The sequence below is a fragment of the Microcoleus sp. PH2017_24_DOB_U_A genome (assembly GCF_020738205.1).
Taxonomy (GTDB): domain Bacteria; phylum Cyanobacteriota; class Cyanobacteriia; order Cyanobacteriales; family Microcoleaceae; genus Microcoleus.
Genome location: NZ_JAEQCT010000029.1, coordinates 193,634 through 217,737, shown reverse-complemented (window position 1 = coordinate 217,737; position 24,104 = coordinate 193,634). Strand labels below are relative to the sequence as shown.

Annotated in this window: 26 protein-coding genes; 10 read left to right on the top strand and 16 right to left on the bottom strand. The window is 46.0% G+C overall.

Translation table 11 applies throughout. The features are described 5' to 3' along the window. Nucleotides 1-76: 76 nt before the first annotated feature. From JGK07_RS07600 to JGK07_RS07575, 6 genes are all read right to left on the bottom strand, one after another. Nucleotides 77-670 (bottom strand): hypothetical protein, encoded by a 594-nt coding sequence (locus JGK07_RS07600; protein WP_293185061.1) that lies wholly within the window; start codon nt 668-670, stop codon nt 77-79. 45 nt (nt 671-715) lie between these two features. After that, nucleotides 716-1,033 carry a hypothetical protein gene (locus JGK07_RS07595; protein WP_293185063.1) on the bottom strand — a complete coding sequence of 106 codons (318 nt, stop codon included), beginning with the start codon at nt 1,031-1,033 and terminating at the stop codon, nt 716-718. A 179-nt stretch (nt 1,034-1,212) separates the two neighbouring features. Next, a complete protein-coding gene (locus JGK07_RS07590; protein WP_293224235.1) occupies nt 1,213-2,736 on the bottom strand; it encodes a hypothetical protein in 1,524 nt (507 codons plus the stop codon). Continuing rightward, nucleotides 2,729-4,756 (bottom strand): hypothetical protein, encoded by a 2,028-nt coding sequence (locus tag JGK07_RS07585; RefSeq protein ID WP_293224233.1) that lies wholly within the window; start codon nt 4,754-4,756, stop codon nt 2,729-2,731. Before JGK07_RS07585 ends, JGK07_RS07590 begins: the two co-directional genes overlap by 8 nt. After that, entirely contained in the window at nt 4,749-5,576 is an 828-nt protein-coding gene (locus JGK07_RS07580; protein WP_293190388.1) for a hypothetical protein, read from the bottom strand. The genes JGK07_RS07585 and JGK07_RS07580 overlap by 8 nt, the downstream gene beginning before the upstream one ends. Then, on the bottom strand, nt 5,573-6,118 hold the full coding sequence (locus JGK07_RS07575) for a hypothetical protein (RefSeq protein ID WP_293224231.1): 546 nt from the start codon (nt 6,116-6,118) through the stop codon (nt 5,573-5,575). Before JGK07_RS07575 ends, JGK07_RS07580 begins: the two co-directional genes overlap by 4 nt. Before the next feature lie 242 nt (nt 6,119-6,360). On the opposite strand from JGK07_RS07575, the gene JGK07_RS07570 reads away from it, so the two are divergent. Genes JGK07_RS07570 through JGK07_RS07560 form a run of 3 tightly spaced genes read left to right on the top strand, consistent with a single transcriptional unit; the run spans nt 6,361 to nt 7,975 of the window. Then, nucleotides 6,361-6,900 (top strand): site-specific integrase, encoded by a 540-nt coding sequence (locus tag JGK07_RS07570; RefSeq protein ID WP_293187186.1) that lies wholly within the window; start codon nt 6,361-6,363, stop codon nt 6,898-6,900. Between the two features lie 7 nt (nt 6,901-6,907). After that, nucleotides 6,908-7,240, top strand: coding sequence for a hypothetical protein (locus JGK07_RS07565; protein ID WP_293187187.1), 333 nt, complete (start codon nt 6,908-6,910; stop codon nt 7,238-7,240). 3 nt (nt 7,241-7,243) lie between these two features. Then, the gene (locus tag JGK07_RS07560; protein WP_293224229.1) at nt 7,244-7,975 is read left to right on the top strand and encodes a hypothetical protein; all 732 of its coding nucleotides are present in this window, start codon (nt 7,244-7,246) and stop codon (nt 7,973-7,975) included. 7 nt (nt 7,976-7,982) lie between these two features. On the opposite strand, the gene JGK07_RS07555 is transcribed toward JGK07_RS07560, so the two are convergent. The 6 genes from JGK07_RS07555 to JGK07_RS07530 all read right to left on the bottom strand — a co-directional run bounded on the left by JGK07_RS07555 (nt 7,983) and on the right by JGK07_RS07530 (nt 10,285). Continuing rightward, complete coding sequence (locus JGK07_RS07555; protein WP_293290801.1) at nt 7,983-8,234, bottom strand: hypothetical protein; 252 nt, start codon at nt 8,232-8,234, stop codon at nt 7,983-7,985. Next, nucleotides 8,209-8,595 (bottom strand): hypothetical protein, encoded by a 387-nt coding sequence (locus JGK07_RS07550; RefSeq protein ID WP_293290798.1) that lies wholly within the window; start codon nt 8,593-8,595, stop codon nt 8,209-8,211. The genes JGK07_RS07555 and JGK07_RS07550 overlap by 26 nt, the downstream gene beginning before the upstream one ends. A 69-nt stretch (nt 8,596-8,664) precedes the next feature. Beyond that, entirely contained in the window at nt 8,665-8,868 is a 204-nt protein-coding gene (locus JGK07_RS07545) for a hypothetical protein (protein WP_293205070.1), read from the bottom strand. Between the two features lie 263 nt (nt 8,869-9,131). Beyond that, nucleotides 9,132-9,521 (bottom strand): hypothetical protein, encoded by a 390-nt coding sequence (locus tag JGK07_RS07540; protein WP_293205072.1) that lies wholly within the window; start codon nt 9,519-9,521, stop codon nt 9,132-9,134. Next, complete coding sequence (locus JGK07_RS07535; RefSeq protein ID WP_293224223.1) at nt 9,518-9,793, bottom strand: HU family DNA-binding protein; 276 nt, start codon at nt 9,791-9,793, stop codon at nt 9,518-9,520. Before JGK07_RS07535 ends, JGK07_RS07540 begins: the two co-directional genes overlap by 4 nt. A 99-nt stretch (nt 9,794-9,892) precedes the next feature. After that, nucleotides 9,893-10,285 carry a hypothetical protein gene (locus tag JGK07_RS07530; protein ID WP_293224221.1) on the bottom strand — a complete coding sequence of 131 codons (393 nt, stop codon included), beginning with the start codon at nt 10,283-10,285 and terminating at the stop codon, nt 9,893-9,895. 150 nt (nt 10,286-10,435) lie between these two features. Between JGK07_RS07530 and JGK07_RS07525 the strand changes: the two genes are divergently transcribed. The 4 genes from JGK07_RS07525 to JGK07_RS07510 all read left to right on the top strand — a co-directional run bounded on the left by JGK07_RS07525 (nt 10,436) and on the right by JGK07_RS07510 (nt 14,757). Beyond that, a complete protein-coding gene (locus JGK07_RS07525) occupies nt 10,436-12,367 on the top strand; it encodes a hypothetical protein (protein ID WP_293224219.1) in 1,932 nt (643 codons plus the stop codon). Nucleotides 12,368-12,467: 100 nt separating this feature from the next. Continuing rightward, a complete protein-coding gene (locus JGK07_RS07520; RefSeq protein WP_293187060.1) occupies nt 12,468-12,872 on the top strand; it encodes a hypothetical protein in 405 nt (134 codons plus the stop codon). Nucleotides 12,873-12,874: 2 nt separating this feature from the next. Beyond that, nucleotides 12,875-13,144: a hypothetical protein gene (locus tag JGK07_RS07515; RefSeq protein WP_293187061.1), complete on the top strand. Its 270-nt coding sequence runs from the start codon at nt 12,875-12,877 to the stop codon at nt 13,142-13,144. Nucleotides 13,145-13,554: 410 nt separating this feature from the next. Further along, a complete protein-coding gene (locus JGK07_RS07510; RefSeq protein WP_293224217.1) occupies nt 13,555-14,757 on the top strand; it encodes a HEAT repeat domain-containing protein in 1,203 nt (400 codons plus the stop codon). 640 nt (nt 14,758-15,397) lie between these two features. Here the strand turns inward: JGK07_RS07510 and JGK07_RS07505 are convergent. From JGK07_RS07505 to JGK07_RS07495, 3 genes are all read right to left on the bottom strand, one after another. Next, nucleotides 15,398-15,928 (bottom strand): peptidoglycan-binding protein, encoded by a 531-nt coding sequence (locus JGK07_RS07505; protein WP_293187063.1) that lies wholly within the window; start codon nt 15,926-15,928, stop codon nt 15,398-15,400. 212 nt (nt 15,929-16,140) lie between these two features. Further along, nucleotides 16,141-16,671, bottom strand: coding sequence for a peptidoglycan-binding protein (locus JGK07_RS07500; protein WP_293187064.1), 531 nt, complete (start codon nt 16,669-16,671; stop codon nt 16,141-16,143). Between the two features lie 360 nt (nt 16,672-17,031). Further along, nucleotides 17,032-18,690 (bottom strand): NAD(P)H-hydrate dehydratase, encoded by a 1,659-nt coding sequence (locus tag JGK07_RS07495; protein ID WP_293187065.1) that lies wholly within the window; start codon nt 18,688-18,690, stop codon nt 17,032-17,034. A gap of 238 nt (nt 18,691-18,928) precedes the next feature. Between JGK07_RS07495 and mnmA the strand changes: the two genes are divergently transcribed. Beyond that, nucleotides 18,929-20,020, top strand: a complete 1,092-nt coding sequence (mnmA, locus tag JGK07_RS07490; RefSeq protein ID WP_293189263.1) for a tRNA 2-thiouridine(34) synthase MnmA — start codon at nt 18,929-18,931, stop codon at nt 20,018-20,020. Nucleotides 20,021-20,280: 260 nt separating this feature from the next. Here the strand turns inward: mnmA and JGK07_RS07485 are convergent, their stop codons facing one another. Beyond that, on the bottom strand, nt 20,281-20,859 hold the full coding sequence (locus JGK07_RS07485; RefSeq protein WP_293187068.1) for a hypothetical protein: 579 nt from the start codon (nt 20,857-20,859) through the stop codon (nt 20,281-20,283). 556 nt (nt 20,860-21,415) lie between these two features. Between JGK07_RS07485 and JGK07_RS07480 the strand changes: the two genes are divergently transcribed. Further along, the gene (locus tag JGK07_RS07480; protein WP_293189261.1) at nt 21,416-23,359 is read left to right on the top strand and encodes a PP2C family protein-serine/threonine phosphatase; all 1,944 of its coding nucleotides are present in this window, start codon (nt 21,416-21,418) and stop codon (nt 23,357-23,359) included. A 159-nt stretch (nt 23,360-23,518) separates the two neighbouring features. Continuing rightward, entirely contained in the window at nt 23,519-24,097 is a 579-nt protein-coding gene (locus JGK07_RS07475; RefSeq protein ID WP_293187070.1) for a DUF6272 family protein, read from the top strand. Nucleotides 24,098-24,104 lie beyond the last annotated feature (7 nt).

The following is a 24,104-nucleotide window of genomic DNA, read 5'->3' as shown; positions in this document are numbered from 1 at the left end:
GAAATCGTCTTTGTATCATTCCAATTGCTCGGGCGGTACGTACATATCGCCGTACCGCCATACAAATACTTGTTAGTTAGGGTGTAGTTTTAGGTTTTTTCTTCTTGCTTTTTGTTGTAGTTGCAGTAGTTGCTTGTTCGGTTTCTGTGGTAGCAACATCTGGATTTGCTGAGGCTGCTGCAACAGTTGCAGAGGCAATAGGATAAGTCCTTCCGCCTTTAATTGAGAAAAAAGGCTCAATTTCTCCAGCCCCTACCGTTGCAGTAGTTGCAATTTTGGTAGCGGGAATCAGTTCGCCCAAAACATCAGCTATTTCGGCAACTGTCAAAAATGAGGGAAACGTAAAAGATAATTTTCGTTTATTTCCCTTAGTTGTTTTCAAGCCAGTGGTTAAAGAAACCTTTCTTGCGTTAGGACGGCCAAAAGCTAGGTAAACCGCTTTACTTGCTGGAACTGTTACTTCCCCCGTGCTTCCGTCTGCTTTGATATAGCTTCTTGTGTAACCTGCTCTGTCTGTCACATCTTCGGGGCTCGGAGTGTAACTTCTGCTTTTGATGTCAAGAAAATCTGCTACGCGGGGAATGCAACTGCAAGTTGTCCGAAAGTCATCAGTACCTGTTCCGCCAGCGCCACTTCTGCGATATTTTACTAGAAAGCTATGTCTTGTCATTGATTATTTTTTAGTTGTTGATTTGATTTTTTTCCAATAGTTACTTTACCCGTTTGAAGGAATAGAACCATCAAGATCGATCACTACCAGCGAAGTGATTGAAGCAGTTCTTCGGAAAAACAAATGATTGTTTTTGCTGGTTTCTACAGCCCCATTAATTGCTGCCGGATAACCGAGAATTTTCTGCCCCACTTCTTGATTTTCATTCTTGAGTGCAGCCGCAGTTGAACACGCATGCAGCGATTTCATGAAAAATTCACACATTGTAAATTCTTCTGGAAGATTGCCGATTTGTTCCCACCAGGCTTTTAAAGTTTCATCTTCAATGGCTGCAATCATTTCCGCAAGAGTAATGTCGTTCATGTTTTTTGAGAAATTTCAGTTATTTGCTGGGTTATTTTCATTGTAATTATTTGCGTTAATCTGTCAATGCCTAAAACCCTTGTGGCTTGTGGCTTCCAGCTACAAAACATTTTGTACAACCCTAGGGTTGTACAAAATGTTTTATAAATGAATAGCGGTTATTGTAAATTTTTATTGAGCTACCCTAGAACGGGTAAATTGATGGGTTCATTTTCAGGCCACAAATCCATCTCGATCCTCTGCTCGTCCCAAACGCGATCGGACAAATCTTCCCGACCTTGCAAGTCGTCAGAGCGTCGCCGCCACACCAAAACGGCTTTTGACGGGTAAACGATGTAAGGCTGTTCCCTGCGTCGGGCGGTTGGACTTGTGTAGCCCGAGTCGCGAACGCCATTCGGTACAATTTCGGCAGTGGAAAGCGCCAACAACTCTTCGATTTTGTTCAAGCCCTCATTTTCGGTATTGGCGTAAACCTGCATCTGGCGGCCGTTGTTGAGTTGCGCCGTCACCAATTTTTGCCCGTTAGTGTACAGCTTGGCAGCTAGCTTAATTTTGTCCCAAGTCAAGTCGCGCTTAACGTCGGGAATTGTCACCTGTCGCTTGCGAGCTCGTTTGCCGTCCGGCATTACCCAGGGCGGCTGCTGCTTTTCTTTGAATTCAATAATTAGATAGCGTTCTTGAAAGTTCGGCCGCACGTAGTCGTCAACAGGAGTTCCATTGATAAGAACTCCCACGTCACGATTGCCCAGCATTTGGTGAGTTGCTAAGACGTTGACCACAGTCGGCCTCATCACGGCTTCAGGGCCAGACAAGACAATGCGTTCGTCGGGAACCGATCTATCTGGAGTAATTTCTATGGTGCGATCGACACCAAGCACCGAATTGTTTGCCACTTTTTGCATTGCCAGCCAAGCATCAATGCCGCCCGCGACGGCATAGCCGGCTTCTATACAGGCCTCCGTTCCTTCTTCCCAAGCTTCCTCAACAAAATTCCTCAAAAAAGTATTGGGGATAGATTCAATTGCATTCTCAATAGCACTTGCAATTGTCCAACTTTCCCCCGTTCCCCATTTATCTATTTTTTCGCTTCCAAAAAAGCCTCTAAGAGCAATTCCCAGGGGGTTTGCTGGATTCTTTAATGCAGCCCTAACGTTTTTGTAGAGCCACAAGAATGAAGCTTGCACCCCCATCCTAAAGCCAGCCTGAATTACCTCACTAGCGGCATCAAGTAGCTCATCTAAAGCTTGCTCGCCAACTTCTTTTAGCAAGTGAGTTGCCAGCGCTTCGTTGAAAGTCATAATGGCCGCAGCCGGAACTAGACCGCATCCTATCCAGCCGATCGCCCGCCCTACCGCACCGCCCAAGACGCCACCGAAAGCATTCCACAAGCCCTCAATTTGTTTGTCGATACTTTCGTCGCTAATATTCCAATTGAAATTGGCAATAAATTGAACGCCGCCGACAATCCAACTCCACAGCTTAGTCCAGCTAAACGAAATTAATTGAACAACTCCTGACACTAAAAAACCGACGAATCGCGTCGCACCGTCCCAAATAGATTCTAGGAATCCTTTATCTTGAGAAGTTGTTGTGGCGCTTGCCGACCAAGTGCGGATAATATTGCCACCAGTCGAAGATTCCCGCATTTTGCGACTAGCCAAGTCGCGCAAAACCAAACCAATTTTTTTTATTGCATCAGCCATTTGGTTTACCTGCCTGACCTATATTGTCGCCAATCTGTCTGATGCGCGGTCTGCGCTCTCTGGATCGACCGTAGGGGGTTTGCGCGTCTTCGATTCCTGTCTCAAAGCCAAATCCATCCTCTACCTGATCGAGGAAGTCTTCCCAATCTTTAGAATGCTTGGGTTTACTCGGATCGTCCTCCTTTGCTAAAGGATTTTCTAGCTTGTCACTTAAGTCAGCGCTACCTTTAATTGATTCCAAAATTTGTGATTTGATATCTTTTTTAGGATCGACTTGCCGCCAATGTACCGCTCTAGTAATTGCTGCTGACTGCAATAAATCCAATAAAATATCTCGCTGCGTTTCTTTGTTTGTGTACTCAATACCTTTGACGTGGATTATGCTTTCTTTGATGAGTTCATCAATTGACTCGGCTTTTGGGGTAAACGTTGATGGCATTTCAATGTCCGATTCATCATAAGGGAAGTTCATGTATTTTGCGATTGCCATGCTTGCCAAGTAAGCTTTGATTGCTTCTTGCCGACCCATTCCAGACTCGCACAAATTGCGAGTTGATAAAGCCACAAGGGCTGCTACGTTGGCTTGCAGGCTCAGTAGTTGCCCTTCCATTTCGGCTATCGACTCTGCCAAGTTCGGGAATTTAATCTGTTTGCCTTGGTCACCTTCTTTTGTCAAATCGGTATCTTTTACGTCGATTTGAATTTGCCATTGACCCCAGCGTTCGTCATCCCGCTGGAACATCCACATCAAGAGGTCGGCAAAGTCCTCAATTTTCTCTTGAACTGGCTCTGTTGCTGGTTGGCCTTTTTCGACTTCTTGAATAATTGTACTGGGAAGCTCACCGGGAAATTTGTTAACTCCCAATCTTTTGTGAATTTGGCGCAGCAGTTTGATGGAATCGCGACAGCATTCATCCATTTGTTTTCTAGGTGGTGGGTTAGGTGGAGGTATGACAATTTTGGGAGATTCGGGGACGCACAATGAATCAATCGAGCAATTTGTTTCTATGGAAAGTTCCCACCCCCCATCGGACTTTTTCCAAAATTCTTTCAGATTATATATTTGTATTATTTGACCAAAACGATTAGGACGATAGGAGTAAACCGGTGAAGTTATAATCATTACTTGTAGACCATCCCACAATGCTTGTGTCTCTTGGAGCCACCTGCCAGAATTAGTGCTAAAACCTGATTTACCAACACCGGGATTCAGGTATAAGCGATAAAAATAGCCTGGCGCAAGAAAGTCATGGTAAGGAGGTTCCTGATAAGTAAAATAATTGTCTGAAGATACTGTTTCATCGTAGTTTTGCCAGTCGATTCCATCGGGGATCGGGATTTCAAATGTTGTATTTGATATGCTACCAGTGTTAGACCCATATCTAATAATCCTTTTTTGCCACACCTTGCACCCTACTGCAAATTTAGGAGGAGAGGGATTATCTGGCAACAGATCTGATGGGAGATTTGGCGAAATTTGGACTGGTGTTGGTGTTGGTGTTGGTGTTGGTGTTGGTGTTGGTGTTGGTTCCTTCTTATCGGGAAACTCAAAACCAAGTTCAAAGCTAATTGGAGTAAACGGAATTTGCAATGAAATTCCGACCCCTACACCTTCAGAAGACTTAGAAATATTAATTCCAATTCCAACTACCTCACCACCAATACTTCCGCCCTTTACTTGCCCCGTGCTCGTATTAATTGTGACTCCCCCGCTCACACCCAAAACCCCGCCCGGAACCTCTGCGCCGGCACCTATTGAAATTGAGCTTTTTGAAGGATCTTCATAGTCGGGATTGCCACTGATATCTAGGCGAATCGGGCTGACATCAACACTGACTCCACCAGTCACGGAAACCCCCCCAATATTTGCTACCTCGCGGGTGACTCCAATTCCTCCGGTACTTACAGAGGTTTGGCTTTTCTCCCCCATATTGACGCCGCTATCCTTCCCGAGGTCGATCGCACTTGACCCCGAGGTGGCGCTGGGGGAAAGCGATGATTTGGAGCTGACACTAGACATAGCTCGCCTCTATTCCTGAAATGCGAGATGGACTGCCTTCGGCGATCGCCCAAAGTTCCCCTGTCAACGTTTCCTCGGTTAGATTGCCACCACCATTAGCTGCTAGGTAGATTCCCGAACCTACCGCGACGCTCGAATTGCCAGCAATCCAAATATCAGCATTCCCCGTATTCGTGGCATAGAAAATCGCCCTGTTTGCATTAGCCAACCTAAACCTAGTAGGGGCTGTTGAGGGGATATTAATTCCGTAAGGAATCGCAGTGCCGACAATCTTATTTACTGGTTTGGCTATTAAATCGACGTTGAACCTAAAGTCACCTTCTAAATTAATATAATCGCCCGCTCCTAATACACCAGAGCCGTAATTGATTATTGAAATTCCCAATCTGTCATCAGGGCTAAGTAGTTTGAGTTGGTTAATAGTTAGGTACGGGATTACAAATGGAATCGTTGTCTCGCGCCCCTTATTTTGCAACCTGGCGGTTGACAAGGTTGCCCACGCTCCCGTGCCTTTGCGTGCATGAAAGCGCAATCCAATAAAGGGATAATCTTTTTCTATTTTCAGCATTTCGGCTATTTTTTCTGCCGAATTCATCTCAGGATACAGCTCGGGAAAAGGAGCTTGAATTAAAGAAGGAAGATAAATAGCGCCACTGAGTGTTTCTAAATAGAAACTTTTTTCGATATAGTAACTAGACTCTAATGCTGCGTATCCGGCAAAAGTTTCAGAGCAGTTGAGAATTTCAATAATATTAGCGCCGTCAGCGCTGGTGATTGAGCGCCGGAAAGTTCTCGTCCCGCTAAGTGAATTATCGCTCACAGAAACCAGTCCTTTCCTTCGATTACAGAACCACCACCGGGCAACTGTAAAATTTCCACAGGAAAATCTATATCGGCGCTAAACGTAGAATTAGTACCGCCTGAAGAGGCTAGTACAAGCTGACACCGACGGAGGTTACTGGCGTTATTTGGATTTTTAACAGGGTCTAGCTCTAACAACTTTAAATCTACTATTCCCTGCATGACTGCCTGAGACAAGTTCGGCGCCGTGCTGCTGCCACCAGTTCCGCTGGTGAAGGTGGAACCTGTCAAGTAATGGGTTGCTGTTGCAGTAAACTGCCCCGTGACAGCAGCAGCAGCCTGAGTATTTAACACCAGCGATACGGTTGCTATTTTTGTGGACAAGTTAACGCTAATTGTGACGGAATCAGTGCGACCGGCAATTTTAGTTAAATTGTTTTCCTCTTGTTCTAGCCTTGCCAGCAGTCCGTAAACATATCGCTCTTTACTGGCGGGCCCAGTGGGGGCAGATTGAGAAACGCCAGTTACTGTGGCACCGGTACCGGCTGTATGTACTGCCATTTTTTGGGAAACATAAATATGCTTCTAGTTTATTAACTTTTTGACACTTGATTGAACTTGAACTTTTTCTTAAGAAGTTGCTCTTTTAGATAAAAGAGCAACTTCTTAATATTTTGCGATCGCCTACCAACAAGGCTTTGAGTGGATACACTAAAGAGGGGTGTTGAAAGGTTGTCAATTGTCTAACAGTACAAAGAAAACAGCAACAAGTGAAAATATTTAGGTTTGGGCAAGCTACGCCCATGAATCAAGCCAGTTACGAACTAATCAGCAAACATTTATTTACGGAAATTCACAAGGTCTTTTTAGCTATTGCTTGGTACACTGGTGAGAGACCAGATGCCATTCTAAAAAGCCAGGTCTCTCAATTTTATGTAAATCCATCCCGGCGTATCGTGCGCTCGGAAATACTCTATAGCGCGACGACTAGGAAGGATAAGAAAACTAGAGAAATCCCCTGTCATCCCAAGTTGGAACAAATTCTTAGGGATTTTGAATGCTTGGAAAGTGGCTATTTATTTCCGTCTCGCGTTCACAAAAATGACCATCTTTGTCGGCAGGCGATCGATAAAGCTTTCCGGCGGGCTTTGAAGAAAGCGGGGCTTGAGAATCAGGGATATTCCTTGTATTCGGCACGCCGCGGGTTTATTACTCGGCTAAACAACCTCGGTTGTAGCCCTGGGCTGATTAAATCCCTCTCTGGACACGCCAGCCTTGCATCGTTGAGCCGGTATATCGAAATCTCAGAAGAACAGCGAAAAAATGCGATCGCCAATTTTTAACTAAATTATGCTAATCAACGTCAACTCAAACTCAGTAGTCAATATTTCCGAAGACTTGCGCGGCGCCAATGCTGTCGCTACTGTGTCGGCCACGACAACCGTGGGGGTAGCTCTTGCTGCTAACGCGAACAGGGCAAATTATTCTATTTACAACGCAGGCCCAGCCACCGTTTTCCTCAGGGAAGGATCTGTAGTAACTCCGGCTCTTTACACCACGCCGATTCCTTCAGGCTTCCTTTGGAAAGAAGACTTTATCTCTGCTAGATACACAGGCGTTATCTCTGTTATCACCGCGTCAGGCACGGCCTCTCTTCAAGTTTCCGAGGGGACGCTAATCTAATCAATGGGCGAACTGATTGATTTGAACCGGAAAACGATTACTGATGCGGATCTTCCGGCAACAACCGCGACGGACGCCGAAGTAGCCCAGGCGATTGCCGCGCACGAGGCAAAAACTGACCCGCACCCTAGCCTGTGGGCAAGAATAGTGGCTGGATTCCTCAGTCTGGCTGGAGGGCAGCGGATTTTAAAGAATAATCCGCCAATCACTTACACAAGCTTTTTTGGAGGTAGTAACCACCTCGAACTGAGAACCGATAACGGTAGCAACCCCATTCTTGCCTTTCACAAGGGAGGGATATCAGCCGTAAGCCTCTATCACTTTGGCTACGGAAATGAATTGCTTCGTCTTCAAAGCGCCGACGGACTGAACGCAGCGCTAATCCATGATGGAAATATTGGAACGAAGACTGCTGGCAATGCAAATGGTTTGATGCTTGACGGCGGGGTGGCAATAAAAACAAGGCTGATTGAGGGTACTACCGCAGCCGAGCAAGGACTAGGCGTAAACATCGCCCATGGACTCGACCCTGCCAAAATTGTATCCGTGCAGGTCATTGTCCGGGCAACGTCCGGAGCGATTGTGCAGGCAAATAATTTAAATGGCCTGGGAGCAACAAGACATCGCTTTGACTGGGCCGTAATCGGAGCCAATTTATTTATCACTAATGTTGCGGATCAGTCGGCGAGTCTCGTATCCCGGCCATTTTCTGCACTGATTACGTACCGTTCGTAAAAAGGGGCTACCTCCGAAGCATTCCCACTACTTCCACTGCTGAAATTCCAGCAGCCAAGAGCGATCGCACTTTTTCAACTCTTGCCTGCGCGATCGGCGAATCCGTATTTCCCCCGCGGATGTGAATGTGGCGCATACGCGAACCATCGCGGTAGGAGAATCGGAAGTATTCGCCACTACGGGCCGTGCCACGCGGTCGGTAGGTGGATATAGCTTTGCACCCTGATACAGAATCATTTGGGGAATTTGATTCTGTCATTTGGGGAATTTGATTCTGTATCAACTTCGACAGGGGCGATCGCCTCTGATACAGAATCATTTGGGGAATTTGATTCTGTATCAACTTCGACAGGGGTGATAGCCTCTGATACAGAATCATTTGGGGCTGGAACGAGACTAACTTCGTCGGGGTACAAGAAACCCCATTCGTTTATGTGCGGATTCCAAAACCTCATGCTCCCATCAACGGGATGGACGGACTCTATTCTGAATACTTCGCCTCGCTTCACCCAAGCGGCGGCGCCTGATGGTTTCTTTCGCAGCTTCACCCAGTCACCGGCTTTGTAGAGAGTTCCGACCGCTGGGGAAGTGGCGAACAGTGAAAGTTGAGCAGTTACCATTTCCCAAATCCAAAATTTAATGTGAAAGCCGATCGCCCAAAAGGGCGATCGGCTAATTTTCGAGAAAACTTAGATGTCGCTAGGTGCGAAGCCCGGTGGCATTGTCGGAACGCCCATAGTTAGCTGTTCCAGCAGGGCTTGGGCTTGCTGAATCGTTGCAGCTTCTTCTGCCGACTCCCTGGACTCTTCCTCTTCCAGCACTGCCAAGCGGTTGCCTTGGCTTAGGGAGATTTCAAGCATTGTCCGCAAGAGTTGAAAAAATACTGGATTCATGAGTTTAACGTCCTTGTTGTTGTTTAATTGCCGGTCTCTCCCGGCTGTCACGCCAGCAGGTACGCTCAGCGTTTAGCGCTTCGTTCTCTCCGAAGTGTCACGCTAGCTCTCGTTCTCAGCGTCACGTCTTACCCTTAGAATCTTGCAGGTCTCGAACCCACTTATTACTACTTGTTAGGGCAGTTATCAGCATCAGTAGCCTAGCTGTCAAATGTCAAATTCACTTTGTACTGCTACAGATAAGTGACCGCTTCATGAAAGCCTCATTTATCTGTAGCAGTCTTCTCGGAATCGTCTAGTTTTTTCAGGTCGTCTAGTTTCACCATTCTCAGGTTTGGAAATATGCAGCGGAGTTTGTCGTTGATGTGGTCACATTCCCACTGCTCTACGTGCAGTCTGGGCCCATCAGTGTGAGCGCTGGTCTGGGTAAAATCAACTCCCTTCTTGAGGTTCCGCTCGCAGATTTTGATGTACTCGTTAATCAGGCCGGTGAATTCGATAAATGTGTGGCAGTTGGTGGCGATCGCCTCGCGGTAGTAGTTGGCGCTCGCGGCTTTCATCGCCACGAGTATTTCCTCTGGCGTCTGGGGATTGTGTGGGAGTTCTTGCTTCGGGCCACCTAATAGGGTTTTTGCTTCTTCTGTGTCAATCATTGATTTACAGCCTCTCGAAAGTTTTTGCCTGGTATGAATACCGGAACTACGGCAGCAGGGATTTTAAGTGCTTCTCCAGTCTTGGGATTGCGGCCTTCACGGGCTACTCTGCTACGACTCTCAAAACTGCCAAATCCGACTAAGACTACTTTCTCACCGTCGGCAACGGTGTCAACTATTGTGCCTAGAATGGCGTCCAGCATGGCGTTTGCCTGCTTTTTGGTGGTTGAGGTTTTGTCTGCAACAGCATCAATTAGTTGGGATTTGTTCATTGTTTGGCGATCGCCTTTTGAGTTATTAGTTATTAGTTGTTGGTCATTAGTCGTTAGGAACGCAAAAGCCAGCACCCCACACGGATACTGGCTTTTTTGCTATTCAGGACTTGACTCCTCTTGATGGTTAATTGGTTCTAATTGCTGTTGCTCTTCTTTCTGCCGTGCCTGCAATTCTTTTAGCTTGACTAGATTGTTGAGCTTCTGTTCGCACTCCCTCGCTTCTGACTGATACCAAACGATGCACTCCAAACTCTTGACCAACTGCTTTTGTGCATCGTCGATCAGTTGGTCAAGGATTCCCCCAAGGGCGTCACTAGCCCCAGTTCCCTCCTCGCCACCTTCTCGATCAGGTGAGATGCACTGATTCCTAATTCCTTCGCCAATTCGTTCAACATTTTGGCTCCCGTAGGCGTCAAGCCGAACGCCTTCGTCACTTTCACTTCCCCGTATTCTCTCTGTTTCGCTTTTTTGACCATGGGTTTGGCTCATAACATTTCCACTAAATTAACAAAGTCTTATATGAGATGTTGACATTATATCATCATAGACTCTATGATAATATCCATAGTCTGTTATGAGACTGCACTGCATACCCTGCAATAACCGGGCGAGACTGCATACTCGCCCTTTCCCTAACCTATGTACACACTGGAACAGTTACAACAGAAGACTTTTAAGGAATTGAAGGAAATCGGCTGGCAGCTTAACGTGCTCCCAGCGGGCGACAGACGGTGCCGCCAAAACTGGATTGATGCCATTGCCGATGTGCAGCCCCCGCTGCTGGAACTGCTGGAAGTTTCCCCCGGTGTCGAAGTCGAACCGGTTGCGGAGGCGATCACACAGGTGAGAGAAATTCCCCCCTGTGACAGAGCTAGCGAATTCAGCCTGTATCCGGCCGATTTCGACCCTCTTTCTGAGATTGATGAGGATCGTGAGGCGTACTACGAGCTTTATGGGGTCGAACGAGAGGATGATGACAACAACCCCGATTTTAGATATTGGCTACATGGAAATAACCGCCGACTTTACGGTGGTTATGATGATGATGATGATGATGATGAATTGGCTGCTCAGCCGATCGCACAAACAGTCGAAAATTCCCCCGGTGTCGAAATCGAACCGGTTGCGGAGGCGATCGAAATTCAAGCCCAGGAGACACGTTTCAACTTTGATATCTGTTGGGTAGTGGACGCTGAGGATCACTTTGTTGGTTTTCTCCCGGGTCCCGCTGATGAGTATCTCAGTGGGCGTAGAAGTTTTGCGGCTAGATCTTATCGAGTTGTCGAGCCTGGCTCATTGATTATCAAGCCGATCGAAGTTCAAGCCACCGAGCCGATCGAAGAACCCGCACCCTATAGAGGCCTTCAATTAGCCATTGATGAACTGATTGAAGCAGGTGGAGCCAGAGTTCTTTCCGTAGGCGATAAATTGACGGCAGGTGGAACGACGCTCACCAAAACCAGTGATGACTCCTTCTTTTTTGAACCGGCCAAACCAGCTACCGAGCCGATCGAATCCAAATTCGGCCGCATCGTTTATCCCAAGCCGGCCCCTGAGCCGATCGCACAAACAGTGGAAAATTCCCCCGGTGTCAGTTTCGACGTTGAGGAATTCCAGCAGGCTCACGTCGCCGAGATTGACGCCTATGTAGCAAGTTTCACCGACGATCGCCCTCCGAACCGAGGCAGTGGCGACAGGGGACGAATTGAGCCAAAAGTAACCCAAAGTGCTTTAAAGCAAACCGGCAAAAAATCAATCGCTCATCAACTTTTGGAATTATTCAAAGCTTCAGCGCTCATCATTCCTGATTCCCCCGCCGCTGAAAGTGAGCCAAAAGTAACCCAAAGTGCTTTAAAGCAAACCGAAACTTCCCCCAGTTCCGAAGCAATTCCTGTCGGCATCGCGCTCTCTGACCGATTCCTCGCTCGCTACGCGCCACCGCAGCCTGAGCAGATTCACTTCAAAGTCGATGCTGACGGACAACTGAGCTTGCTTGACTTTGAGCTTTCAGGCATTGAGGAGCCGCCCGACCCTGACGATTACGATTGTATGTTTAGTTTTTGGGCTGCTTACGACGCTTGGTGCGATCGCTTTGGGGACGAATCTTTTGAGCAATGCACGGAGCTCGATTCGCAATGCACGGAGCTCGATTCGCAATGCACGGAGCTCGATTCGCAATGCACGGAGCCGATTCAAATCGAATTAGCATCAATGGTTGAATGGGCCCCTTGTTTGGACGAGTACGAGCCTGAAACAATCGAAACAATCGAAACGAGTTCCATCACTTTGGAAATTTCCTCGATGCTGATCCTCTCTGAGGGCTGCGCTAACGAAAGTTTTGACACTTGCGACTTTTCCATCCCCACATTTGACGTTTGGTGCGATCGCCCGATCGACACTGACGAACCGCCCGACACAGGGATTTTCGCTCGCCGGCCTTTGCCAAAACCCCCCAGTTTTCCGCCGATGGCTGTCGTTGCGGGCGATCGGGCAAACCGCATTAAAAAGTTCGCCCGCAGCGCAACATTTTTGAGCGGGCGAGCGCCTCCGGGAGGTGATGCAAGCTTCTAAATGGTTGACCCATATTCTTTCCATCATGCTTATACTGCGATCGCTTTTTGAGCGAGGGCGATCGCTTCTTCTCCTCCTTCCAACTAACAGGTGAAAAACAATGGCTTTTATCAAGATTTCTATCCCCGTCTACAAAAAGGACAACTGGCAAAACCTTCAGAAAGACGGAAGAATCGAAGTCAGCAGCGACGTAGATGACCTTTCTGATGGTTACAAAGAGTTGAAAGACCAGATCGATCAATTGCTACTTAGTCTTGACGCCGAGACTCGCCTAGCAAAAAATGCCCGCGCGCTAGAACTCGAAATAGAAAATAAAGCTTACACGCTAAAAACCCTTATCAGAGACATTGAGAAGGCCACTCAACATTACGAAAGTTTGAGGTTTTTCTTAGAAAAACTGGGGATTGACCCGATCGCACAGAGACTGACTTTTGACAAGAGATTCTTGCTACAAGATGCGTCATCGCATGAAATTGAAGTGGTCAACAACCAGTCGGAATTTTAAATATGTACATTGACTTCTCCGACGATTGGTGCGAGCCGTCAGAAGCGGAATTTCAACCGCTTCTGGACTTCGAGAATGAAATTCTCGGCGAAGCACCGCATAACGATATTTCACTCCTCACGCAGCGCATCAAACGCTCGTTCCTCGACTACGTGCGACAAGGAATCATGCTTTACACTGTGCAGCGTTACCGCTTGTACAAGCAGAAATATGTAGATTTTGCCGAATACTGCAAGCTGGCTTTAGGGCGATCGCCAAAATCTAAAATCTAAAATCCAATTTAAAGACCCACAGGAGTAATCTACCTGTGGGTCTTTAAATTAGTAAAACGTTGTTACAGTGAAGACAAAAGCGGCGCAACAGCGACGAAACAGTTAAACTCACAGGTGATGGCACGCGCCTCCGCAGCGAGCAACAATCGCGGGCATCGCAGCGTCTGCACAGCACGTAGCTGATGCTTCGCTGACAATCAACTTTCCAAGATGCCCCTATCTGCCGCCGCCGTTATTGACGCAATTGCGTGATTGAGATCCGGCTCGCTGCCACCTCAAACCATGATTTTTCGCGATCGGGCGTGATATTTGTAGGTTAGTTGGGCGCATAGCAGCTAGGATCGAGCTAACTCATGGTTACACTAAAGCTCGTCATGCGGCGTTGCCTCTCAAAAACCCAATTGAGTCTTATGGCGCACTACCGCTCCACTTTATGTTTGTTCACTTGCATTGCCTCTCTGGGCGCTGCCTTCATTCCCAGTGCGGAGGGAAGGCAACAGATTGTCATTGCTTCCTACCAGGTTGTTTCCCAAGAAATTGCTCAAGCAGACTCTCCCCCGGACTCCAGCCAGGACTCCAATCCTCCACAATCCTCTCCAGCGCCCGATAAAAACAAATCTAAGCCGTCTAAAAAACAAAAATCTAATTCCAAAATCCCGAAACCAATCTCCAATATAATTGTCATTTTGTCACGCCAGCGGGGGTTGTTAATGTTGGGTTTGGCAGCAGTTGTCGTCACGGCAGCGGCAGTAGCGATCATGCTGAAATTAGTTAGCAGTGGCGAGTCAAATAATTCTAAGCGAAGACGGGTTCGAGGCGATCGCCAAAACCAAAGAAACTCTCGATTCACCAATCCCGATGCTCAGAGAAACAGGCACGAAATGGGACAGCAACAGGTTTCTTCTGGGGGACTCAAACCGCTACCAGCATTGCCCTACCCTGTCAATTTCCCCAAGGGCTACAAGATCGAGAGCACCGATCTGCCTTTACCGTTTATCGTGGAATCTGGGCAATCAGAATCCGAGGATGCAGGGGTAGAGGGCGATCGAATTAATTCCGACACCGCCACAGACGAAAATCGCAACAACGGCTACAGCGACTCAGGTTTCAATATTCCAGAAACAACTAATCGAGCCGATGCACTAGCGAATCGGAAGAAAGATATTTCCCTTCCCGAAACGGAAGTCAGACAAAAAGTTGATATTATTGAAACACTCATTGAAGATTTGCAGCACCTCAATCCGGCCTCTAGGCGCAAAGCAATTTGGGAACTCGGGCAGCAGGGAGATTCCAGAGCCGTTGAGCCGTTGCTGAATTTATTAGGAAATTCTGACTCTAAGCAGTACAGTTTAATTCTGGCAAGTCTCTCAGAAATTGGCATTCGCACGCTCAAACCCATGAATAATGCCTGGTCAATTTCATTGCAAAATGAAAACCCGGAAGTGCGGAAAAATGCGATTCGCGACTTGACACGGATTTACGAATTGGTGAATCAAATCAGTCACTTGTTGCACCGCGCGACGGACGATCCAGATGCAGAAGTTCAGGAAACAGCTCGCTGGGCAATTAATCAGTTGAATCGCATTCGTCCGCGTTCTGGGAGGGATGATTAATGTTCAGTTGACAGTTGACAGTTGACAGTTGACAGTTGACAGTTGATACCAAATTTACATAAAGTTGCATATAATCGCAGGGTAACAAAATCGAAACCTGGCTTTGTTTTCAGCTTGTCTATGTTCTATGCAGCTTCATAGTAAATTGGTATGACAACGACCTCTACCTAGAAGGAAGAGGATTAGAGTAATGAATAGTCTGATTTTAATTTCTCCCGATCGGGCGCAAGGGCTTTAAACCAATTCTTTTTGGTAATTGCTCAACCTCCTTGACAAGAAGGCGAGAAAAATATTAGATCGAGGCATGGAAAAACTCCACAGAACTGTTTCTGATTTTATAGGCAATACAGGCATTTTTTGCAAGTCAGATTGTTCGAGATTTAACCGTATATATCTATAAAGAAAGAGCGCTGAAGCGCAACTACGTACCCTGGTATGTAGTTGCGCTTCAGCGCTCTTTCATATATATAAAGCAATACGGTTTACTGAGGAATTGCAAAGTCAAAAGTCTTTGTAATGAGGAGTTGAATCTTGTGTTTCTTATAATAAATTTCCGTCCGAAAACCTCTATATGTAAAGTACACTGTACACTTTACATATAGAGGTTTTGCGTAAATTCTATCAATAATTAAACCGATGATTAGTGGGGTAACTTGCTGAGTCCGTACCAGGTTTTAGCACCGACAATTCCATCTTGTGGTATATTCTTGCTGATTTGGAACTGGCGCACTGCGACATCTGTCATCGTCCCAAAATATCCATCAATTGCACCGAAATAGTATCCATTGATTTTCAAGACATTTTGAACAATTTTCACAGCATTACCAGAACTGCCATTCATCAAGATGGGCATATTCACAGGTGCACCAGAATACAGTGCTTGCCAAGTTATAGAACCAACCATCCCATCTTCAGTTAAAAAGACGCGGTGTTGATAGCCTTTGACTGCTTTTTGAACTTGGGCGCCGAAGATACCGTCCATCGGGCCAGAATAATATCCCCAATGATAGAGAAGCTGTTGTAGTTCCTTGACAGCTTGACCTGTGGAACCTATTTGTAAAGTAGGTTTGTTCAGTGCGGCGGTTGCAGCAACTGCAACATTTGATTGAGGAGTAGCATCGGCGACGATAGCTACAGTTTCATTATTCGTGGTTCTTTCTTCGGTGTACATAATGTGATTCCTTTGAAGATTTAAGTTGTGGTCTTTGATATTTCAGGTATAACTGGTGAGATTTGTGGCTGCACAGTCACTTTTTTGAGTGTCACTCATTTGAGTTAGCTAAGTGTATTTGTAGTGAGGAATATAAGTGCTCAGATTTTTATGAGGACTGAAGTCCTCACTACAAACTAACTGGTAAGGTGTTTGTGGGCACCCAACGCAACTTAGTGGGGTAACTTGCTAAGAGCGTGCCAAGTTCTGTAGCCGACAATTCCATCTTGTACTAAACCCTTGCTGAGTTGGAAATGGCGGACTGCTACATCTGTCATCGGGCCAAAAAATCCGTCAATAAAGCCGAAATAGTATCCATTTAATTTCAGGACATTTTGAACAATTTTCACAGCATTACCAGAACTGCCATTCATCAGTGTCGGCATATTCACAGGTGCACCAGAGTATAGTGCTTGCCAAGTTATAGAACCGACTATCCCATCTTCCATTAAGAAGACGCGGTGTTGATAGCCTTTGACTGCTTTTTGAACTTGGACGCCGAAGATACCGTCAATCGGGCCGAAATAATATCCCCAATGAGCTAGGAGAGTTTCTAGTTCTTTGACTGCTTGACCTGTGGAACCGATTTGTAAAGTGGGTTTGTTGAGTCCTGTTGTTAGACCAACTGCAAAATTTGATTGAGCTGTAGTATCGGCGGCGATCGCCATTGTTTCATTGTTCGTGCTTTTTTCTTCGGTGTACATAATGTGCTCCTTTCAATATTTAAGTTGTGCTCTTTGATATTTCAGGTATAACTGGTGCGATTGATGGCTTCACAGTCACTTTTTCGAGTGTCACTCATTTGAGTGTCACTCATTTGAGTGACAAACCAAATCAAGAGGTTTGTAGTGATGACTTCTGTCCTTATCCAAATCCGAGGACAGAAGTCCGAACGATCAAACCAAATCAAGAGGTTTGTAGTGANAATCCGAGGACAGAAGTCCGAACGATCAAACCAAATCAAGAGGTTTGTAGTGATGACTTCTGTCCTTATCCAAATCCGAGGACAGAAGTCCGAACGATCGCACTAATGGGCGAGCATTACAGCGATCGCCCGATCGCCCTCACTGTAATTCTCGCAAGGTAGGAATTAAATACTGTGTCAAAGTAAAGGCATCTACACCTAATTCTGTCCGTTCTTTGGCTGCGGCGATTCCGGCTTGAGCGTGCCACCACGCTGCTGTTACTGCCACTTCTTGGGGGGGGGATTTACGGGCGATCGCACTTGCTAACAATCCCCCTAACAAGCCGGTGAGAACGTCGCCGCTGCCGCCTCTGGCGAGGGCTGGGGTGCTTTCGGGATTGAGATAGGTAAGGGTACGTGAAGCGTAGCTATCCCCTAGGGAATCGCCGTCATCCTCCTTCCAACTTATGCAAACTCTGGCTCCTTTGAGCAATACTGTTGCACCGCAAAGCTCTGCCGCTGCTTGAGTTGCGGCAATTCGATCGCCGCTGAGGCCGGCTAATTCGGGAAACAAACGCTTAAATTCGCCCGGGTGAGGGGTGATAATTGTCACTGCTCGGCGTTCCGACAAAATGGGAACTGTGCCGAGTTGACCGAGGATATTTAAACCGTCGGCATCTAAAACCAGAGGTCGATCGCACTCCAGTACAGATTCTACAGCGATCGCGGCTTCCAATGTCAGACCTGGCCCTGTGGCGATCGCATCGTAGCTACCCAAATCAATTGCTACCGGCAACTCCTTAATGCCACCGTTTGGGGTTTCGGGACATCCTATAACTAATGCCTCTGGTAAATGACTGCTCAACATCGGTTTAATCGACTCAGGGACGGCAATTGACAGCATTCCGACTCCGCTGGCTCTTGCTCCCAATGCGGCTAAAATTGCGGCTCCGCTGTAACGGGCCGAACCTGCAATAATTAGTAAGTGACCGTTGGTGTATTTGTGCGAAATTGGCGATCGGGGTAATGGTAAATGCTGAATTGCCGATGCTTTAGTAATGCGTTGTATTGCTGGAAAATTGCCCAATATCGCTGCAATATCTGCAACGGGAATATCAAAATCAATTAATTCTGACTTACCAATATATTCTAAAGCTTTGTCTTGTAGAAAAGCCATTTTCCACAATCCCAAACATAATGTATGTTTTGCCCGGATTGCCGTACCCAATACAGCCCCAGTATCTGTATTGATTCCCGACGGAATGTCTATACTAAAAATCGGGATGTTTAAATTATTGATTTCATCAATCGCGGCGGCTGTGGGGTTAGTGATTTCTCGTTCTAACCCAAAACCAAATAAACCATCTACGAGAAAGTCGCAGTTTTTCAGCGGTTCGATGTTCTCAACAAATGGAATATTTAAAGAACGCGCATAATCAGCGTGACTTTTGGTAAGTTCTTTGAGTTTAGAAAATGGGCAGTAAATAACTACTGGGAATCCTTTAAAGTGCAATTCGCGGGCCACAACCAAAGCATCGCCGCCGTTATGTCCCGGCCCAACTAACACCCCAATAGCTGGGAATTGAGAATTAACAATCTTTAGCCCTTCACCGCTTTTCCTTCTATACGTTACATCCGTTTCATCCGTTTCAAAATCCGTTGCCGAACTTCCCTCTTCCCTCAAAAGCACCTGAATGCGTCTAGAAATCAGGAGTGCAACTTTTTCCATTAAAGCTGCTACGGGCATTCCAGCCGCAAAGATTCTGTTTTCTATTTGCCGCATTTGGTCGGCGGTGACAACAAATTTTTGAATAGTCATAAGAAGAAGGAAGAAGGAAGAAGGAAGAAGGAAGAAGGAAGAAGGAAGAAGGAAGAAAAAATACACAGCAAGCCTTTGAGCGATCGGGATTTGAGGCTTAATTAGGTGGATTTACTTATTAGTGCTAAAATTTCAGCTAACAGCAGTAGCAGGTTGTAGTATTTTTGTGGTATAATCAATTAGCTCGATCGAACTTGCGTAACAGTAAAACAGTAAAATAGCAATTTATTTCCGAACCATGAACAAGATTGTCGTAGGCCTCTCCGGCGGGGTCGATAGTTCCGCAGCAGCCGCAATTTTACACCATCAGGGCTATGAAGTGGTGGGTTTAACGCTGTGGTTGATGAAAGGCAAAGGTCAATGCTGCTCTGAGGGAATGGTCGATGCCGCTAAAATTTGCGAAGATTTGGGCGTTCCCCATCACATTGTTGACAGCCGCGAGGTCTTTCAGGCAAGTATTGTCGATTTTTTGGTGGACGGTTACAGTGCAGGAGTTACACCTCTGCCTTGTTCGCAGTGCAATAAAACTGTGAAGTTCGGGCCGATGCTCAAGTACGCTCGCGAAGAGCTGGGTATTGAAAAGATTGCTACGGGGCACTACGCTCGCATTACCTATGATACTGCTACGGATCGCTATCAGTTGCTGCGGGCGATCGACCCTGCGAAAGATCAGTCTTATTTCTTGTACGATTTAACACAGGATTTACTGGCGGGTACGGAGTTTCCTTTGGGGGAAATCACCAAGACTGAAACTCGCAGAATTGCGGCGGAATTTGGCTTGACAACCGCTGATAAGCCGGAAAGTCAGGATTTGTGTTTGGTGGAAAGTAACGGTTCGATGCGGGCTTTTCTCGACAAGTACATTGCGCCGCAAAAGGGTGACATTGTAGATAAGTCCGGCCGCGTACTCGGACAGCACGACGGCGTGCACCACTACACTATCGGCCAGCGGAAGGGCCTGGGGATTGCCGCACCGGAACCGCTGTATGTGATTGAACTTGATGCTGGTGCTAATCGGGTAATTGTGGGCGATCGCCAGTTGGCAGTAGAATCTGACTGCAATGTCCAGAAAGTAAATTGGGTTTCTGTCGCTGGGCCGATCGCTCCGATTCGGGCTTCCGTGCAGATTCGCTATCGATCGCAACCCGTCCCCGCTACAATTATTCCCGTAGAATCATCCGAAGCAGACGAAAAAGCAAGCGGTACAAGAGTCAAGGTAATTTTTGACGAACCGCAGTTGAGCATTACCCCCGGACAAGCCGCAGTTTGGTATGACTCAGATGTGCTCTTAGGCGGCGGGATTATTGAAAGAAAAAAACTCCCAAATTGATGTTAGGGGATGGCTCGCGTGGGTGCATCTCAATGCAAGCGAATATATCCGTAGGGGCGAAGCATGACCGCATAAAATAGGAGATTATAACTAATAACTTATATGCGGTCATGCGAGAGCCCTCTTCAAAAAACCAGATGCACCCGCTCGCGTCCCCACCCCACAAGAAATCTACCACAATAAAATCTAGTCTTTGTGGAACAGGCATCTTGCCTGTTCCAAAAGGAAATTTATTGTTCATTTCACAGGGTCAAATTCCCTTAACTAACTTTCTTTTCCAAGCGCAACACATTCCCCCTAGCATTGGTGCGGTAAACCCAAGTTTGGCCGCCATCAGAAACCACAACCCGCCAACCTTCAACAATCATTTGGCCGCAAATTTCATCAGATTTCGCGAGTCCCAAACAAGTATTCGGCCAACTTTGCCGGCTCGATTCAGTGACTTTCAACTTGTCAGCAGCAATCCCAGTCGAGCGCGACAACTCTTGGCGAACTGCGGCTGCAACGTTTGCGGGCAACTGGTTCGGGGGATTTTGGCGCGTACCCTCAGCCAAATTGCCCGGTTCGGAAATTAGACTATTTAGTACCAATCCCGAATAGCTGATTTTTTTTTGATCCCCGACAGCGGGAAATTGCTGCGCTGTTTGCTCATCTTGGTTTTCCACCTGAACGAGGGACTGTTTGAGGGCGCCCGCGTTAGCCGCAGCGGTGTGGATTAGCGCCGGATACATTTCCCATGCCAGAATTCCCGTCAGCACCAAAGCCAAGATTAAAGGATTAGGCTGCTTTTCACCTCGGTTTTGATTGTTTTGAGAGTTATTTTCGGAGATTGGTTTCATAGTACGCCCTCTGCCTCACTTTACACTCTTGCGCGATCGCTCCGGAGCACTCAAATGCAGATACCGATATAGACACTGCTGCTGGTGCTGTTTGTTCCTTGGTGCAGAACCGACTTAACAGAGTCGTGCGGCGCAAGTATCTTATACTCCCTGCTGCCACTTCTGTTTCAGGAAACTTGCACTACCAGTTATTACTTAATTTTTACTTTTAGTATAGTATTGAGCAAAATTTATCGCTAGGTAAATCTGCTGAAACAAAAATGATTTTGGGGGAACATCTCAGTATAAATGACTATTCATCGTGCCCAAACTTCTGAAGGTTTTGTAGACAAGGGGAGGCGAACTGAGCCAGTGAGAGCCAAGGGATGCCGTACAATCTGTAGCAACAGGACGGGAACGCATGATAAATTAAGCAAGCTATCGCTGATTAATTAGAGGATTTAGGTTTTCAAGAGCGATCGTCCCCGAAAATAACTTAGTAGCGATCGCTAATTTTTTAGTAACATCTTGTTGAAATATATCGATTATGAACAGAAAATCCCTAGGAATCCATTTAATGAATCGGATCAGCTATCCTCAAAAATTCATCTTGATCGGTTTTCTATTTGCGATGCCGTTAGTCTTGATGATGTACCTGCTGATTTCCGAAATTAACACCAGAGTTGATTTTGCCCAAAAAGAAATCTACGGCAATCAATACCTGCGTCCGCTGCGCCAGTTGAGGGAATACATACCGAAATTTCACCTGTTAAATTATCAGGGTTTAAATCCAAATTTAAGCCAGCACGAGTCCTGGGATAATTTTGAAGCTAAGATAGACGCGGACTTTCAATCCCTGGCAAATACCGACCGCCAGTTAGGAACAACTTTAGTTTCCCGCGAGCAATTTAATACCATTTATCAAAATTGGCAAAAATTTAAACTTCATCGGAGCCAGTGGAGTTTAGAAACTTACGATGTTGTATATCAAAAAATCGCATATGATATTAATAAATTGAGCGCTCACGTCGGCGATACTTCCAATCTCATATTAGACCCAGATTTAGATACCTATTATTTGATGGATGCAACTTTGTTGAAAATTCCAGAAATGCAAAAATTATTGTCAGAAATTAGGCTATTTTCTCAAAAAAGTAGCCTGCGTTCCGATGCCACACCTGAGGAAAGAGCGAAATTGATTACTTTTGCGGGCAAATTGAGAGAACTCAATCAGGATTTAGCAATCAATATGGAGGTAGGATTTAGCAACAATCCTCACGGGAATCTGCGACCGAAATTAAGCCAAGATTTGATAAAATTTAACTCAGTAGTAGAGCAACTAACTGGGCAACTAGATAAACTAATTTATCCCACAGCCACAGTCGAATATTATACCTATCTCGATGGCAGCGACCGAGTTCTGAATTCGAGTTTTGAACTGTGGGACAAAAGTGTCAATGAATTAGACTTTCTCCTGCAAAAACGTATAGATGCTTTAGTTACTAGAAAACACTTAATTTATGTTTTTATTCTAATTATTTTAACAATAGTTGTTTATTTATTTGTATCTTTTTACCTAGCAGTCATGCAAACTGTATTTGTGCTTGAGGAAGCGTCAAAAAATATGGCAAGTGGCAATATTGACCACAAAATTATTTTGGATAACAAAGATGAACTCGGGCAAGTTGTGGGTGCATTTAACAAGATTGCCGAGGCTTTGGTTGGTGCGAATCAAGAAATTACTGTTCTTAACGATCGCCTAAAATCCGAAAATATGCGGATGAGTGCCGAACTAGATGTCACTCGCAAAATTCAGCAGATGCTGCTGCCGAAAGACCGAGAATTGAAGGAAGTTATTGGCTTAGATATTGCAGGATTTATGGAACCTGCTGATGAAGTAGGCGGTGACTATTACGATGTACTCCAGCACGAAGGTAAAGTAAAAATTGGTATTGGCGACGTGACGGGACACGGATTGGAGAGCGGTGTTTTAATGATTATGCTTCAAACAGCAGTGCGAACTTTGCTCACCTACAACGAAGCCGATCCGGTAAGATTTTTAACCGCTATTAACACTGTAATTTACGATAATATGCAGCGGATGAAATGGGATAAGAACGCTAGCCTTGCTTTGCTAGACTATCACGAGGGAATGCTGAAGTTGAGCGGCCAGCACGAAGAAATGATTGTCGTGCGGTGTAACGGTTCTGCCGAGCGGTTTGATACAATCGATTTGGGTTTCCCGATCGGGCTGGATGAAGATATTGCTGATTTTGTGGCCCAAACCCTTGTCCAGTTGCATTCAGGAGATGTGGTAGTGCTGTACACTGATGGGATTACGGAGGCTAAAAATATGAATAAAGTGCTTTATGGTTTAGATAGGTTAATTAAGGTAATACAGATTAATTGGCAGCAAACGGCTACAGAGATCAGGCACGCTGTAATTGACGACGTGCGATCGCACATCGGCGAACAAAAAGTTTTTGATGACATCACATTGCTGGTTCTAAAACAAAAATAGGGAATTGGGAATTGGGAATTGGGAATTGGGCATGGGGCATGGGGCATGGGGCATGGGGCATGGGGCATTGGTAGCAACTCGCCAATAACCAATAACCAATAACAACAGTCAACCAACAAATAACAACTAACAAATAACAACTAACAAATAACAACTAATATGATTCAGACTTTCGGCGATTTCATCGAGCCGACTCCCAGCCACGAATATTTAATAATTGGATTTTCCCCGAGTTCGATCCCCCTCAAGCAGCGGTGGCGGAACAACGGTTTGTCGGCGGATTTTCTGGCTGACTACTTGACGACTTTTTTCCCTGGAAACGAGGATGACCCCTCGACAATTGACAGACAAGCTGAAATTAAAAGTGCTGTTAGCTATATTGCTAATGAGTTATTAGAGAATGCGATGAAGTTTAATGATGAGACATCGGAACACCCGATCAACATTAAACTGCAATTAAGGAGCGACGGACTGATTTTCTCAGTTGCTAACACCATCCCTCCGCAAGGTGTAGGGAAGTTTCAGGCTTACATTCAGCAGTTGCTGGAGTCCGATCCGAGCGAGCTGTACATTGAGCGGTTGGAAAAAAATGCTGCTGACGAAAATTCTACTAATTCAGGATTGGGCCTGCTAACCATGCTGAGCGATTATACCACCAAAATAGGTTGGAAGTTCCAGACGGTGCAAAAAGACCCGGAAGTAATTACGGTGACAACTATGGTGCAATTAAGAGTATAAGTATCGC

Excerpts from the sequence above, each read along its gene's own strand:
- JGK07_RS07600 (WP_293185061.1), bottom strand. The coding sequence starts at position 670 with ATGACAAGACATAGCTTTCTAGTAAAATATCGCAGAAGTGGCGCTGGC.
- JGK07_RS07595 (WP_293185063.1), bottom strand. The coding sequence starts at position 1,033 with ATGAACGACATTACTCTTGCGGAAATGATTGCAGCCATTGAAGATGAA.
- JGK07_RS07590 (WP_293224235.1), bottom strand. The coding sequence starts at position 2,736 with ATGGCTGATGCAATAAAAAAAATTGGTTTGGTTTTGCGCGACTTGGCT.
- JGK07_RS07585 (WP_293224233.1), bottom strand. The coding sequence starts at position 4,756 with ATGTCTAGTGTCAGCTCCAAATCATCGCTTTCCCCCAGCGCCACCTCG.
- JGK07_RS07575 (WP_293224231.1), bottom strand. The coding sequence starts at position 6,118 with ATGGCAGTACATACAGCCGGTACCGGTGCCACAGTAACTGGCGTTTCT.
- JGK07_RS07570 (WP_293187186.1), top strand. The coding sequence starts at position 6,361 with ATGAATCAAGCCAGTTACGAACTAATCAGCAAACATTTATTTACGGAA.
- JGK07_RS07565 (WP_293187187.1), top strand. The coding sequence starts at position 6,908 with ATGCTAATCAACGTCAACTCAAACTCAGTAGTCAATATTTCCGAAGAC.
- JGK07_RS07560 (WP_293224229.1), top strand. The coding sequence starts at position 7,244 with ATGGGCGAACTGATTGATTTGAACCGGAAAACGATTACTGATGCGGAT.
- JGK07_RS07555 (WP_293290801.1), bottom strand. The coding sequence starts at position 8,234 with ATGACAGAATCAAATTCCCCAAATGATTCTGTATCAGGGTGCAAAGCT.
- JGK07_RS07550 (WP_293290798.1), bottom strand. The coding sequence starts at position 8,595 with ATGGTAACTGCTCAACTTTCACTGTTCGCCACTTCCCCAGCGGTCGGA.
- JGK07_RS07545 (WP_293205070.1), bottom strand. The coding sequence starts at position 8,868 with ATGAATCCAGTATTTTTTCAACTCTTGCGGACAATGCTTGAAATCTCC.
- JGK07_RS07540 (WP_293205072.1), bottom strand. The coding sequence starts at position 9,521 with ATGATTGACACAGAAGAAGCAAAAACCCTATTAGGTGGCCCGAAGCAA.
- JGK07_RS07535 (WP_293224223.1), bottom strand. The coding sequence starts at position 9,793 with ATGAACAAATCCCAACTAATTGATGCTGTTGCAGACAAAACCTCAACC.
- JGK07_RS07530 (WP_293224221.1), bottom strand. The coding sequence starts at position 10,285 with ATGAGCCAAACCCATGGTCAAAAAAGCGAAACAGAGAGAATACGGGGA.
- JGK07_RS07525 (WP_293224219.1), top strand. The coding sequence starts at position 10,436 with ATGTACACACTGGAACAGTTACAACAGAAGACTTTTAAGGAATTGAAG.
- JGK07_RS07520 (WP_293187060.1), top strand. The coding sequence starts at position 12,468 with ATGGCTTTTATCAAGATTTCTATCCCCGTCTACAAAAAGGACAACTGG.
- JGK07_RS07515 (WP_293187061.1), top strand. The coding sequence starts at position 12,875 with ATGTACATTGACTTCTCCGACGATTGGTGCGAGCCGTCAGAAGCGGAA.
- JGK07_RS07510 (WP_293224217.1), top strand. The coding sequence starts at position 13,555 with ATGGCGCACTACCGCTCCACTTTATGTTTGTTCACTTGCATTGCCTCT.
- JGK07_RS07505 (WP_293187063.1), bottom strand. The coding sequence starts at position 15,928 with ATGTACACCGAAGAAAGAACCACGAATAATGAAACTGTAGCTATCGTC.
- JGK07_RS07500 (WP_293187064.1), bottom strand. The coding sequence starts at position 16,671 with ATGTACACCGAAGAAAAAAGCACGAACAATGAAACAATGGCGATCGCC.
- JGK07_RS07495 (WP_293187065.1), bottom strand. The coding sequence starts at position 18,690 with ATGACTATTCAAAAATTTGTTGTCACCGCCGACCAAATGCGGCAAATA.
- mnmA (WP_293189263.1), top strand. The coding sequence starts at position 18,929 with ATGAACAAGATTGTCGTAGGCCTCTCCGGCGGGGTCGATAGTTCCGCA.
- JGK07_RS07485 (WP_293187068.1), bottom strand. The coding sequence starts at position 20,859 with ATGAAACCAATCTCCGAAAATAACTCTCAAAACAATCAAAACCGAGGT.
- JGK07_RS07480 (WP_293189261.1), top strand. The coding sequence starts at position 21,416 with ATGAATCGGATCAGCTATCCTCAAAAATTCATCTTGATCGGTTTTCTA.
- JGK07_RS07475 (WP_293187070.1), top strand. The coding sequence starts at position 23,519 with ATGATTCAGACTTTCGGCGATTTCATCGAGCCGACTCCCAGCCACGAA.